This is a genomic window from Providencia sp. JGM181, from assembly GCF_018257375.1.
Lineage (GTDB): Bacteria > Pseudomonadota > Gammaproteobacteria > Enterobacterales > Enterobacteriaceae > Providencia > Providencia lanzhouensis.
In genome coordinates this window covers 1-13,151 of record NZ_JAERJY010000102.1, presented here as the reverse complement: position 1 = coordinate 13,151, position 13,151 = coordinate 1, and the positions used below count along the sequence as shown (strand labels likewise).

Sequence of the window (13,151 nt, the reverse complement as noted above, 5' to 3'; positions counted from 1 at the left end):
TTTTTATCTGTTCTGGTATTACCAGTTTTATTTTTAAAAATAATGAGGAATATATTTTTTCTTTTTTTTAATGGGTTTTTTGATAGATTTAAATATTAATGAATCGATATGAAAAATAATTTCTTGGCTATATTTTTTATATGAAAAATAATTTCTTTTATGGTTTATAAAATATTTTTATTGCTACCAAATACTTTTCTCCACTGCATCGGGCTAATCCCAAACTTATCCTTAAATACCTGCCTAAATGTCACGGAGGATTGAAAGCCCGCTAATTCAGCCACGCGTTCAATAGAGAAGGCTGAGCTCTCCAGAAGTTCTTGGCTGCGATTCAAGCGGGCAACGGTTAACCATTAGGACAATCAGCGATGATATTGGGGCTGGTTATTTAAAACATGTATACAATGATAAAGTTAGCTATCTCATTCAATTTTGAAAAGAAACTGGATTTTTTAATTCAGTTTTATTCTGTCTTAATTAATAGCCAAAAGTGGAAAAGTTTCAGTTTGATAATGGTGGCTTGTTATGTAAGTTCTTGGTAATTAATATTATTTTTTCTTTAATATCAAGAACTCTCTCATCTAAAAGAATATCCCCCTTTAACGTGATGAGATGGGCATTCGTATGCTTGCTAAATTTAGCATAATCTCCAATGACGGTATGAGGAATTTGATATGCTTCAATGACGTTATAGTGCGCATCAAATATGACAGCAATAAGGTAATCAAATTCAGTTGCATCATAATTTCGCAAAGCACTTAACTGTTTAGAAAGGCTATTTGGCGTGATTCTGCGTGCTTTGATTTGAACTTTTTGGCCATCAGCATCTATTGCATCAACTCCAGGATAGGAATTATTCAGTAACTTCATTCCAAATGCTTGGGAAACTAACCATTCAGCATAGTCACCTACTGGATTATTTTGGGTGCGTAAAACATTTCTTGTGCATAATTCAAGCAAAACGTCTGAATGTATTGAAAGTAATTCGGTATTATCCAGCGTAGGCAGAAGTTTTTTTATTAATTCACTATTGTTCATTTTGATGTTCCATTACTACTGTTATTCATTAATTCTACACAAATTAAGAATAAATAATATTCAGGTTATTAATGGAGGAATCTATGACTTTAATTAAAGATGGCTATCCCAAAGGATCTCGAATAAGAGCCGTGTGGGACAGTTGTTTTGATCTATACAATCAATTAGGTAGAGTCCCAGTTAGGCGAGAGTTGATTGCGGCAATGAACAAGCCCCCTTTTTTGAACTTTTAAGCTTTAGTCATCACTTAAATTCTATTTTTTCTTTTATTGCCCCCCCATCGTCATTACTGTCGAACTTCCACGCCAAAAAATCCCAACCAACTGATAAACAACAATATTATTTCTGGCACAAAAAATGCTTAGGTGTCTGCAACAAACTTAAGATCCGACTGATTTTATTGGAGGGGAAAGCGAATGAATCGCTTTGTAATTGCAGACCCACAACTGTGTATCGGATGTAACACTTGCATGGCGGCGTGCTCAGAAACGCATAAAGCCCAAGGATTACAAACATATCCGAGACTGAAGGTGGTCAAAGTTGGCGAGCTAACCGCACCGATGCTCTGTCGTCAATGTGACGATGCCCCGTGTGCGCGTGTGTGTCCGGTCAATGCCATCACCCACGAAAATGACATGATTGTGCTAAATGAAAGCCTGTGTATTGGTTGCAAACTGTGTGGTTTGGTGTGTCCATTTGGGGCAATCACACCGTCAGGCAGCAAACCGGTAGATGCACCTGATTTCTTTGAACAATATGTCCCAAAAGAGATGCTATTAGACGTGCCAGATAGCCTCCCAACCATGAACCCTTTCCTGGCGTGGAACGCAGGGATCCGCAATGTCGCCGTGAAGTGTGACCTGTGTGATTTTAGTGACGAAGGGCCAGCTTGTGTCAAAGTCTGCCCAACTGATGCCCTCCATCTGGTGGAAGAACACCAACTCGAAAACGAAAGTGCCAAACGCCGCAGCGCATCTGTCGATGCCATGCCGCCAGAGTTCGACATTTTTGTTGCTGATCGGGAGAACCCATAATGACACCTCTTCAGTTACTTTTATGGTCGGTGATTTTCTACGCGGTGGGTGGCTTTGTTTCGTTGCTCTTTAAACGCCAAGAAAAGCTCGCCATTTATGTCGCGGGAATTGCTGCCATGATCGGCGGCGTGCTGGGCTTATGCAGCTCAATTCCAGTGCTAATGAGCGGGGAAGTGCTTACTTACCTGTCCCAAGGCCCATTCCCGTTCGCCAATTTTGTCGTGAGGTTCGATAGCCTGGCTGCCTTTATGGTGATGGTGATTTCGCTGCTGGTGACCGTCAGCGCCCTATATTCCTTAAACTATGTTCAAGAATATTGCGGTCGCGGCGCATGGAGCATGGGGTTCTTCCTGAACCTGTTTATCGCCTCGATGGTCGCCTTGGTGGTGATGGATAACGCCTTCTACTTCATCATCCTGTTTGAAATGATGTCACTGGCTTCCTGGTTCTTAGTGATTGCCGACCAAGATGACAAATCTATCCGTGCGGGTCTGCTGTACTTCTTTATTGCCCACGCCGGTTCGATTTTAATTATGATCGCCTTCTTCTTAATGTGGCGTGAGAGTGGCAGCTTAGATTTTGATTCCTTCCGCCAGCTTTCACTTTCACCGGCGATGGCATCCATCGTTTTCTTATTAGGATTTTTTGGCTTTGGTGCCAAAGCAGGGATGCTCCCACTTCACAGCTGGTTACCGCAAGCTCACCCCGCAGCACCGTCTCATGCGTCAGCATTAATGTCTGGTGTAATGGTAAAAATCGGTATCTTCGGGATTATCAAAGTAGGTATCGACTTACTCGGTGCCACTCAAGGCTGGTGGGGCATTGTGGTACTGGCATTCGGTGCAGTCTCCTCGGTTCTTGGGGTTATGTACGCACTGGCTGAGCACGACATCAAACGCTTACTCGCATGGCACACCGTCGAAAATATCGGGATTATCTTGATGGGGGTTGGTGTGGCGATGGTCGGCATGGCAAACAATATGCCAGTGCTTGCAACCATTGGTCTGCTCGGTGCGATTTACCACTTACTCAACCACGCCGTCTTCAAAGGCTTACTGTTCCTTGGGGCGGGCGCCGTGATCTACCGTGTGCATACCCGCGATATGGAAAAAATGGGCGGCTTAGCCAAATTAATGCCACTGACCGCAACCGCGTTTTTAATCGGCTGTATGGCGATTTCCGCGCTGCCACCACTCAACGGCTTTGTCAGTGAGTGGTACACCTACCAATCGCTATTCTCCATGAGTCACGAAGGCACTTTTATTATGCGCATCAGCGGTCCAATCGCCATTGTGATGTTAGCCATCACCGGGGCATTGGCGGCAATGTGTTTTGTGAAAGTGTACGGCGTCAGTTTTTGTGGTGGTGCTCGCAGTGAGCAAGCCACTCATGCTCGCGAAGTGCCGTGGACAATGACTGCCGCGATGCTGATTTTAGCCGCTATCTGTGTGATTTTAGGTGTAGGCGCGACCTATATCGCTCCGGTCTTAGCCAACGTGGCAATGTCCCTGACACACGCCACCGATATCACTGTGGCACAAGGGGCGATGCTGGTACCAAACAGCGCATCTCAAGCGATGATTTCACCAGCCATGACCTTGATCCTGTTGCTAGCGCTGCCAATCATCCCACTGATTATCTACATGGTATTTAAAGGCAAACAGCTCGACGCGCGCCGTAAAGGGGACGCATGGGCGTGTGGTTATGCGTGGGAAAAAGAGATGTCGGTATCAGCGGGGGGCTTTACCCAGCCGCTGCGTTCTATGTTTGCGCCGCTGTATCGCCTGCGTGCTCAGCTCGACCCTTCAGCGCGTTTAGCGCAAACCTTAGAAGTGACGAAAGAGGGGGCAGGGAAGGTAGAACCGTTCTGGGATGAGAAAATTATCTACCCGCTGGTTCGCGTGATTAACCGAATAGCAAAACGCATGCAATGCCTGCAAGGCGGGGACTTCAGGCTCTATTGCCTGTATGTAGTCGCGGCCTTGATCGTGCTGCTTGTTGTGATTGCGGCGTAAGGAGAGAAGCCATGTCGATTCAAGAAACACCCACATTGATGACAGGGATCTTCGCCGTCGTTCAAGCCGTGGTTTTACTGCTGATGACGCCCTTTTTCACGGGGATCTCTCGTCAAATTCGCGCCAAAATGCACTCTCGCCAAGGTCCCGGAATTTGGCAAGATTATCGCGACATCATCAAATTGATGACTCGCCAATCTGTGGCGCCGCGTGATTCAGGCATTATCTTTCGCATCATGCCGTATGTGCTGCTGAGCAGCATGTTGCTGCTAGCGATGGCATTGCCAGTGGTCACGAACACGTCACTGTTTAGTGGCGCAGCCGACATCATTATCGTGTTGTATATCTTCGCGTTATTCCGCTTTTTCTTCTCACTTTCCGGCCTCGATACCGGCAGCCCATTTGCGGGTATCGGTGCCAGCCGTGAACTGACTCTTGGCGTACTGGTGGAACCGACGTTATTCCTCGGCTTGCTAGTCGTAGCTCTGATAGCTGGCTCCACCAATATTGGCACCATCAGCGCCACGATGAGTGAAGGCTGGGTATCTCCAACTGCCACGTTATTAGCGCTGCTCGCTTGCGGATTCGCGACATTTATTGAGATGGGCAAAATCCCATTCGACGTGGCAGAAGCGGAGCAAGAGCTGCAAGAAGGCCCATTAACCGAATACTCCGGTTCAGGATTCGCGATGGTGAAACTGGGCATTGGTCTGAAACAAGTGGTCGTTGCGGTTCTGTTCCTGTCGATTTTCTGCCCATTCGGCAATGCCAGTGCTTTTACCGTTGGTAGCGTATTGTTAGCGATGGGATTACTGCTAGTGAAATTACTGGTGATTTTCGTACTGGCGTCGCTGGTCGAAAACAGTCTGGCTCGTGGTCGTTTCTTATTAACGCACCATGTGACTTGGTTAGGATTCGGTGTTGCGGCACTCGGATTCGTCTTCTACCTCACCGGTCTATAAGGAGCGACGAAGCATGTTAGAGAATATTGCACTAGCAACCTTGATAATCCCGTTCATCGGGGCGTTGCTGGTCAGTGTGCTACCCACCCGTCTGGCGCCGTGGCTAAGTACCTTAGTGGCGTTGCTGGCATCTTTGGGAACAGCGGCACTGGGCTGGCTCTATTTAGACGGTGGCAAGGTCGCCACCACGCTGGAGTTAATTCAGACGGGTGATGTCGCGCTGTTCGGTTTTACTGTGGATGGCGTGAGCACGCTGATTGCGTTTGCGGTCGTGTTCCTCGGCTTCTTGATTTGCCTCTACTCAACGGGGTATCTCACTGAAGGAAACCGTGAGCACGCTCATGGACCCACTCGTCGCTATTACGCTTTCTTACTGATCTTTATCGGTGCGATGGCGGGAGTGGTGCTTTCCTCCACTATCTTAGGGCAATTGGTGTTCTTCGAAATTACCGGTGGATGTTCTTGGGCGCTTATTGGTTACTACCAAACTGAAAAATCCCAGCGTTCAGCGATGAAAGCTTTGCTCATTACCCATGTTGGCTCACTCGGCTTATACATGGCGGCGGCAACCCTGTTTATCAGTACGGGTACCTTTGCTCTGAGCGCCATTGACCGTTTGAGTGAATCCCAAAGCTTGATCGTGTTTGGCGGTATTTTATTTGCTGCATGGGGTAAATCAGCCCAGTTACCACTGCAAGCCTGGCTACCCGATGCGATGGAAGCCCCAACCCCAGTTAGTGCTTACTTACACGCCGCCTCTATGGTGAAAGTGGGTGTGTATATCTTTGCCCGTGGCTTGATGTCTTCTACCCATGTGCCAGAAATCATTGGTTGGGTGGGGGTCGTGATGGCGGTCATCACGCTGGTGTATGGCTTTATGATGTACCTGCCACAGAAAGACATGAAACGTCTGCTGGCATGGTCAACCATCACGCAGCTGGCGTATATCTTCCTCGCTTTATCCTTATCCGTTTTCGGTTCCAAAGAAGCCTTCGATGGCGGTATCGCGTATATCTTCAACCACGCTTTTGCGAAAAGCCTGTTCTTCTTAGTAGCAGGTGCGCTGAGTTATAGCTGCGGTACACGTATGCTGCCGCGTTTACGTGGTTTGGCAAAACGCTATCCATTGCTTGGTGTGGGCTTCTGTGTGGCGGCACTGGCCATCGCGGGTGTCCCACCACTGAATGGCTTCTTCAGTAAATTCCCTATCTTTGCGGCGGGCTTCGCGCTGTCTGAACAGTTCTGGGTATTAACGCCAATTATGGTGTTGGTACTGATTGAATCTGTCGCGAGCTTTGCATGGTTACTGTACTGGTTCGGCAAAGTAGTTCCGGGTGAACCTAGCGAAGAAGTGGCAAACGGCAGCGCAGTTCCTTGGACAATGCAGTGGGTTATCGGCTTACTGATCGTAATGTCCTTCTGTTCTAGTGTTATTGCCGTCATCTGGCTCGGTTAAGGGAGAGAAAGTATGACTGGTTCAATGATTGTAAATAATTTAGCAGGGCTGATGATGATCACGTCGCTGCTGGTGATCGGCGCGAAAAAGCCGGTGGTCTCTTGTTGGTTTTATGCGTTGCAGTCGCTGGTGTTAGTGGCGATTTTCGGCACGCTTTCCTACACCTTAAATGCACCTGAATTGGCAATGTGGGCAGGTACCGCGTTTGCCACCAAAGTGGTTTTGGTTCCGCTGATTATGGGCTACGCCTTCCGCAAATTGTCCGACCCAACCGCGAACGGCGGGGTGATTAGCCCTGCTTGGTTAATGCTAGCGGCGGCGGTGATTGTGGTGCTGTGCTGGTTTGTGGTCGAGCCAATTCAATTGCCATTGGCGGCGGATTTAAAACCTGCATTAGCGGTTTCTCTTGGGCATTTTATGTTGGGGCTGCTGTGTATCGTGACTCAACGCAATATTCTCAAGCAAGCCTTTGGTTACTGCTTAATGGAAAACGGTTCCCATCTGACCCTCGCATTACTGGCGTATAAAGCCCCTGAGCTGGTGGAGATTGGTATCGCCACAGACGCCATTTTTGCGGTGATCATTATGGCGGTATTGGCTCGTAAAATTTATCGCACGCTCAACACACTGAACGTGGATCAACTGACCGCGCTGAAGGGGTGATGAGATGAGTCAAACAATGTTATTAACCTTATTGATGGCAACCCCGCTGGTGATTTCACTGCTGGCGTTCGCCTGCCGCTTATTGGGTAACGGTGCAAAAATCCCCGTCACCTTGATCCATGCGATTGGGATCACGGCATTATTGGTTTTATCGCTCTGGATGGTTGGCACGATAGATAAAGTCGGTGACTTGCTGATGGCAGGGCACTGGATCCACCTTGATAGTCTCGCTGGGTTATTCCTCGCTATCTTGGGAATCGTCGGCTTCCTGACTGGCTTGTACTCCATCGGTTATATGAACCATGAAGTGCATGAAGGGGAAATCAGTGTCGGAACCTTATGTAACTATTACGGTTTCTTCCACTTGTTTCTGTTCACTATGTTGCTGGTGATCACCAGTAATAACCTGATTTTAATGTGGGCAGCGGTAGAAGCGACCACCTTAAGCTCTGCGTTTTTAGTGGGCATTTACGGTCAGCGCTCTTCACTGGAAGCAGCGTGGAAATACATCATTATCTGTAGCGTGGGTGTGGCGTTCGGTCTGTTCGGTACCATTTTGGTGTATGCCAATGCGGTGAACGTGATGCCGGATCCTGAAATGGCTATCTTCTGGACAGAAGTCCTGAAATATACCGACCTTCTCGATCCAACCCTGATGCACCTTGCCTTTGTATTTGTGTTAATCGGTTTTGGTACCAAAACGGGTCTGTTCCCAATGCACGCATGGTTACCGGATGCGCACAGTGAAGCACCAAGCCCAACGTCGGCGCTGCTGTCTGCGGTGCTGCTGAATTGCGCACTGCTGATTATCATCCGTTACTACATCATTGTGACTTCATCGATTGGCGGCGAATTTACGCAAACCTTACTGCTAGTGTTCGGATTAATGTCTGTGGCGGTGGCGGCGTTCTTTATCTTGGTACAAAAAGATATGAAACGTTTGCTGGCGTACTCCAGTGTGGAAAACATGGGATTGATCGCGGTGGCATTAGGTATTGGTGGACCTTTGGGTGTACTGGCTGCATTGCTGCATACCTTAAACCACAGTTTGGGTAAAACCTTGCTGTTCTGCGGCTCCGGTAATGTCTTACTGAAATATGGCACTCGCGATATTACGGTGGTGAGAGGGTTACTGCGCACTATGCCATTTACCGCGGTGGTGTTTGCGGGCGGTGCATTAGCACTGGGCGGTATGCCGCCATTCAACGTCTTTTTAAGTGAATTTATGATTGTGGTGGCGGGGCTGGTCGCTAATCATTTCTGGCTAACCTTGCTGGTGCTGATCTTAATTACGGTAGTGCTGGGTGGGTTGATCCGCATGATCTCCAAAACCTTATTTGGCGAACAACCAGAGTGCGTAGCGCGTGGTGAGCTGGGCATTTTAACCACATTACCAATGGCGATTTTGATTGTACTGATGCTGGTGATGGGGACGTATATTCCTCAGCCTGTCAGCCGCTTATTGGAAAATGCCGCGACAATCGTGCTCAAAGATAGTGCGACAGTCGGCCACCAAATTGCTACCTTAAATTACCAATGGCCGTGGGGTGCAAGCACCTCCGAACCTTCATCGCAGGAGAAATAACGTGAGCTATCAGAATTATACAGATACCCTTCAGGGCGTTCGCAAAGGCGCGGGCTATCTGGCAAAAGTGCGCGAGAAATTTCCTCATGCCATGCTGGAAGAGGAGTGGCAAACCGCCAACCAAGTCACCATTACCGTCAAAACCGAGATGCTGCCAGAAGTGGTGGAATTCCTCTATTACGGCTGCGGCGGTTGGTTGCCGGTGTTGTGGGGGAACGATGAGCGTCCTCTAAATGGGCAGTTTGCGGTTTATTACGCACTGTCGATGGAAGAGGGGGAAAAATGTTGGGTGACGGTGAAAGCCTATGTCAGCCCAATCACTCAAGAATTTCCATCCGTAACGCCGCGCGTGCCTGCGGCGGTGTGGGGAGAACGTGAAATCCGTGATATGTACGGCTTACGTCCAGTGGGTTTGCCGGATGAGCGCCGTTTAGTGCTGCCGGATGATTGGCCGGAAGACCTGTATCCGCTGCGCAAAGACACTATGGATTACCGTCAGCGCCCAGCGCCAACCACCGACACGGAAACCTACGAGTTTATCAACGACAGCAAAACTCAAAGCCGCATCGTACCAATTGGTCCGCTGCATATCACTTCCGATGAACCGGGGCACTTCCGCCTGTTTGTGGATGGCGAACGTATTGTGGATGCGGATTACCGTATGTTCTACGTGCATCGTGGAATGGAAAAACTGGCCGAAACCCGCATGGGCTACAACGAAGTCACTTTCTTATCTGATCGCGTATGCGGTATTTGCGGCTTCACTCACAGCGTGGCATATACCACCTCAGTTGAGAACGCATTAGGTATTTATGTTCCTCAGCGCGCTCATACTATTCGTAGTGTTTTACTGGAAGTGGAACGCTTACACAGCCACTTGCTGAATATCGGTTTAGCGAGCCACTTCACTGGTTTTGATACCGGTTTCATGCAATTTTTCCGTGTCCGTGAAAAATCCATGACCATGGCGGAATTACTGACAGGCGCCCGTAAAACTTACGGTACCAACTTAATTGGCGGGGTTCGTCGTGACTTCTTAAAAGAGCAGCGCGTGAAAACTATTCAGCTGGTTAAAGAGATGCGCCAAGATGTCACCCAGCTGGTGGATATGCTGCTGAGCACACCAAATATGGAGCAGCGTACCGTCGGTGTTGGTCGCCTCGATCCACAAGTTGCCCGTGATTACAGCCCAGTAGGACCGATGATCCGCGCCAGCGGTTTCAAACGCGATGTACGTTTCGACCACCCATTTGCCGACTATGGCAATTTACCAAAAACGTTATTCACCTTAGATGGTTGCGATGTTTATTCCCGCGTGATGGTACGTATTAAAGAGACATTGGACTCTCTGTCGATGATTGAATATGCCCTCGACAATATGCCGGAAGGTCCAATTCTGACCGAAGGATTTACCTATCAGCCTCATAAATTTGCACTGGGCTATACCGAAGCGCCGCGAGGTGAAGATGTTCACTGGAGCATGCTCGGCGATAACCAAAAACTGTATCGCTGGCGCTGCCGTGCTGCCACTTACGCGAACTGGCCAGTGCTGCGTTATATGCTGCAAGGCAACACCGTCTCCGATGCGCCATTGATTATCGGTAGCCTCGACCCTTGCTACTCCTGTACTGACCGCGTAACGCTGGTGGATGTGAAAAAACGCAAAGCGAAAACCGTGGCATACAAAGAGCTCGAACAGCACAGTATCGAGCGCAAACATTCGATTATGAAATAACGGAGGGACACCATGTTTAAACTTTTCAAAACCCTTCGTAATGCGGGTACCGCAACGGTGAAATACCCGTTCAAACCGCTGGAAGTGGCTCACGGATTTAGAGGCAAACCGGAATACGACCCGCAGCAATGTATTGCGTGTGGCGCTTGTATTTCCGCTTGCCCAGCCAATGCATTAACCATGGAAACAGACTTAGAAAGTGGTGAACGCCGCTGGCAGCTGTTTTTAGGTCGCTGTATTTATTGTGCGCGCTGTGAAGAAGTTTGTCCGACTCGCGCCATTCACTTAACGGAAGAGTTTGAAACCGCAGTAATGAACAAAGCGGATTTGTACATGAAAGGGACGTTCCGCCTGCAACATTGTCGCCAATGCGGTGAGGCATTCGCCCCGAAAAAATCCGTGGAGTATGCCATGGCGCTGATGGTGGCATCGGGGATTGAGGAAGGCGGTATTGAAGCCCTTCGCCCAATGTATGAAACCTGTCCATCCTGTAAGCAAAAAAACAACTTATTGAATAATGATCGTCAGAACTTTCGTTTGCATATTCAGGGAGATAAATCATGAGTCTGCCAAATATCCCCGTAAACCATCACGTTAGCCAGCCGATTGTGCTCGATGAGCAGGTCGCAAAACTGAAAAGCACGCTGCTGAAAGATATTAAGCGTTCAGCCTATGTGTATCGCGTGGACTGTGGCGGTTGTAACGGATGTGAAATCGAAATTTTCTCGGCAATCACCCCCGTTTTCGATGCGGAACGTTTCGGGATCAAAGTGGTGGCGTCTCCGCGCCATGCGGATATTTTACTGTTCACAGGGGCGGTTACCCGTGCGATGCGCATGCCTGCACTGCGTGCGTATGAATCTGCACCGGATCCAAAAATCTGTATCTCTTATGGGGCTTGTGGTTGTGGTGGGGGGATCTTCCACGATCTGTATTGTGTCTGGGGCGGCAGCGAACACATCGTGCCGATTGATGTGTGGATCCCAGGTTGCCCGCCAACGCCAGCTGCCACGATTTACGGTTTCGCAGTGGCATTAGGGTTATTGAATCAAAAATTGGTTGGGCAAGATCACCGTGAAGCCGACGGGGAAAAAGTGGAGCTTTTACTGCCATCAATACCTCTAGCCACTCGCGTGATGATCGAGCGTGAAGCGCGCCGCCAAGCAGGGTATTACCAAGGTCGAGAAATCAGTGATCGCTTCCTGACCCTGCTCGATGGGGCGACACCAAGCCAAGTGAAAGCTACGATGCAAACATGGATGGACGAGGAGCAAGACCCACGCCTGCGTGAGATTGTGAACCGACTCGTGACCGTGTTGCAACAAGGGGGCATCAATGAGTGAGTCAGTGACTGAAACGGGGAAAGTGATTTTCTGGTCACTGCGCCAGAAGTTTGTCGACAGTGACGATGACGTGCCAGAAGATGCGCAGCAAGTCATGTATTACTCACTGGCGATTGGTCACCATGTTGGGATGATTGACTGCCTTAAAACCGAGTTAGAGTGCCCGTTAGATGGCTTCCAAGCATGGGTGAATGCGCTTCCTGAAGGGGAGGCGCGTCGCAAATTACAGGGCTTGATCACCTTCGGCGAGATTAATATCGATTCTACCCACACTAATATGCTGGCGTTAGCATTAGATAGTTTCGCTAAAGACAGTAACTCGCCCTATCAGGCATGGAGCGCCACACTGATTCGATTGCTCGGTGAAATTGAGCGCGAGCCGGCAATATATTTGATCGTGAAACGGCAGCCGATGAGCGATGTCGCCAGACAAATTCAACCTTCCTTTTCAATGGAAGCCAAAGCTTCAGCCGAAAATTTATTACCTTTAAAAAATCCATCACCCGTGCAAAATTTGATGCTGGCGGTGGGTAATAGCATGATGGGGGATGACGGCGCAGGTCCGATGCTGTTCGACCTGATGCAGCAAACCCCGATTGACGACTGGGTGGCAATTAACGGTGGCAGCAGTCCTGAAAGTGTTTCTCACCAAGTGCGAGCGTTAAAACCTCAGCGTTTATTAATTGTGGATGCTGCGGATATTGGTTTAGCACCCGGTGAAATCCGGGTTATCGACCCCGATGATATCGCCGAAATGTTTATTATGAGCACCCATAACCTGCCGCTGAATTTTCTTATCGACCAGTTAAAAGAGGATGTCGGAGAAATCATTTTTTTAGGCATTCAGCCCGATTTAGTGGGTTTTTATATGCCGATGAATGACAAAGTGGTCACCGCCGTCGAGCAAGTTTATCAAGCCTTACCAACGTGGGAAGGGTTAGGGGGATTCCGGTTATTTGAGGGTGAGTAACGGCAGACTGGAAGCCTTTATTTAAAGGATAGAATGTTAAGGGAATAAATAGACCGCGCTACAGGGATGCAGTGCGGTTTTTATTGAAAAGCACTGCTTCCCACCCTGCAAATTCGGCTATTTCGCCAAAACTGCGTAAATCCAGTGTTTAATATGGCATCGATATGATTATTAAACTCGTCACTCGTTTTGTGCGTGGAGTTAGGCTCAGTGATCAGCCAAGGTGGGCATGATCACTATTATCAAACGCTTCTCTTCAGTATTGTTGAGTGATGATGCTCTTTATTTTTGCATAAGCATAATTAAGGATGATTTTTTTGAAATTAATGCGTATTAAACTAAAGAGAAAC

General features: G+C 48.5%; 11 protein-coding genes and 2 pseudogenes. 11 read left to right on the top strand and 2 right to left on the bottom strand.

What is annotated here, in order from left to right; genetic code table 11:
- Window positions 1-164: 164 nt before the first annotated feature.
- Both JK188_RS12725 and JK188_RS12720 read right to left on the bottom strand, forming a co-directional pair.
- Window positions 165-341 (bottom strand): annotated as a pseudogene (locus JK188_RS12725) (AraC family transcriptional regulator); the annotation flags it as partial.
- Between the two features lie 160 nt (window positions 342-501).
- On the bottom strand, window positions 502-1,038 hold the full coding sequence (locus JK188_RS12720) for a DUF6998 domain-containing protein (protein WP_211886916.1): 537 nt from the start codon (window positions 1,036-1,038) through the stop codon (window positions 502-504).
- Window positions 1,039-1,454: 416 nt separating this feature from the next.
- Between JK188_RS12720 and JK188_RS12715 the strand changes: the two genes are divergently transcribed.
- The 11 genes and pseudogenes from JK188_RS12715 to hycI all read left to right on the top strand — a co-directional run bounded on the left by JK188_RS12715 (window position 1,455) and on the right by hycI (window position 12,801).
- On the top strand, window positions 1,455-2,072 hold the full coding sequence (locus tag JK188_RS12715; RefSeq protein WP_211886918.1) for a 4Fe-4S dicluster domain-containing protein: 618 nt from the start codon (window positions 1,455-1,457) through the stop codon (window positions 2,070-2,072).
- On the top strand, window positions 2,072-4,087 hold the full coding sequence (gene hyfB, locus JK188_RS12710) for a hydrogenase 4 subunit B (RefSeq protein ID WP_211886920.1): 2,016 nt from the start codon (window positions 2,072-2,074) through the stop codon (window positions 4,085-4,087). The genes JK188_RS12715 and hyfB overlap by 1 nt, the downstream gene beginning before the upstream one ends.
- 11 nt (window positions 4,088-4,098) lie before the next feature.
- Window positions 4,099-5,049, top strand: coding sequence for a respiratory chain complex I subunit 1 family protein (locus JK188_RS12705; protein ID WP_283092630.1), 951 nt, complete (start codon window positions 4,099-4,101; stop codon window positions 5,047-5,049).
- 13 nt (window positions 5,050-5,062) lie between these two features.
- Window positions 5,063-6,505, top strand: a complete 1,443-nt coding sequence (locus tag JK188_RS12700; protein ID WP_211886922.1) for a hydrogenase 4 subunit D — start codon at window positions 5,063-5,065, stop codon at window positions 6,503-6,505.
- A gap of 12 nt (window positions 6,506-6,517) precedes the next feature.
- Complete coding sequence (gene hyfE, locus JK188_RS12695) at window positions 6,518-7,168, top strand: hydrogenase 4 membrane subunit (protein ID WP_211886924.1); 651 nt, start codon at window positions 6,518-6,520, stop codon at window positions 7,166-7,168.
- A gap of 4 nt (window positions 7,169-7,172) precedes the next feature.
- On the top strand, window positions 7,173-8,753 hold the full coding sequence (locus tag JK188_RS12690) for a hydrogenase 4 subunit F (protein WP_211886926.1): 1,581 nt from the start codon (window positions 7,173-7,175) through the stop codon (window positions 8,751-8,753).
- A 1-nt stretch (window position 8,754) separates the two neighbouring features.
- A complete protein-coding gene (locus JK188_RS12685; RefSeq protein ID WP_036949178.1) occupies window positions 8,755-10,488 on the top strand; it encodes a hydrogenase large subunit in 1,734 nt (577 codons plus the stop codon).
- A gap of 12 nt (window positions 10,489-10,500) precedes the next feature.
- Complete coding sequence (gene hyfH, locus JK188_RS12680) at window positions 10,501-11,052, top strand: hydrogenase 4 subunit H (protein WP_036949180.1); 552 nt, start codon at window positions 10,501-10,503, stop codon at window positions 11,050-11,052.
- Complete coding sequence (locus JK188_RS12675; RefSeq protein ID WP_036949181.1) at window positions 11,049-11,831, top strand: NADH-quinone oxidoreductase subunit B family protein; 783 nt, start codon at window positions 11,049-11,051, stop codon at window positions 11,829-11,831. Before hyfH ends, JK188_RS12675 begins: the two co-directional genes overlap by 4 nt.
- Window positions 11,824-12,243, top strand: a pseudogene (locus JK188_RS17770) (formate hydrogenlyase maturation HycH family protein); the annotation flags it as partial. The gene JK188_RS12675 and the pseudogene JK188_RS17770, both read left to right, overlap by 8 nt.
- A gap of 105 nt (window positions 12,244-12,348) precedes the next feature.
- Entirely contained in the window at window positions 12,349-12,801 is a 453-nt protein-coding gene (gene hycI / locus JK188_RS17765; protein WP_249215507.1) for a hydrogenase maturation peptidase HycI, read from the top strand.
- Window positions 12,802-13,151: the final 350 nt, after the last annotated feature.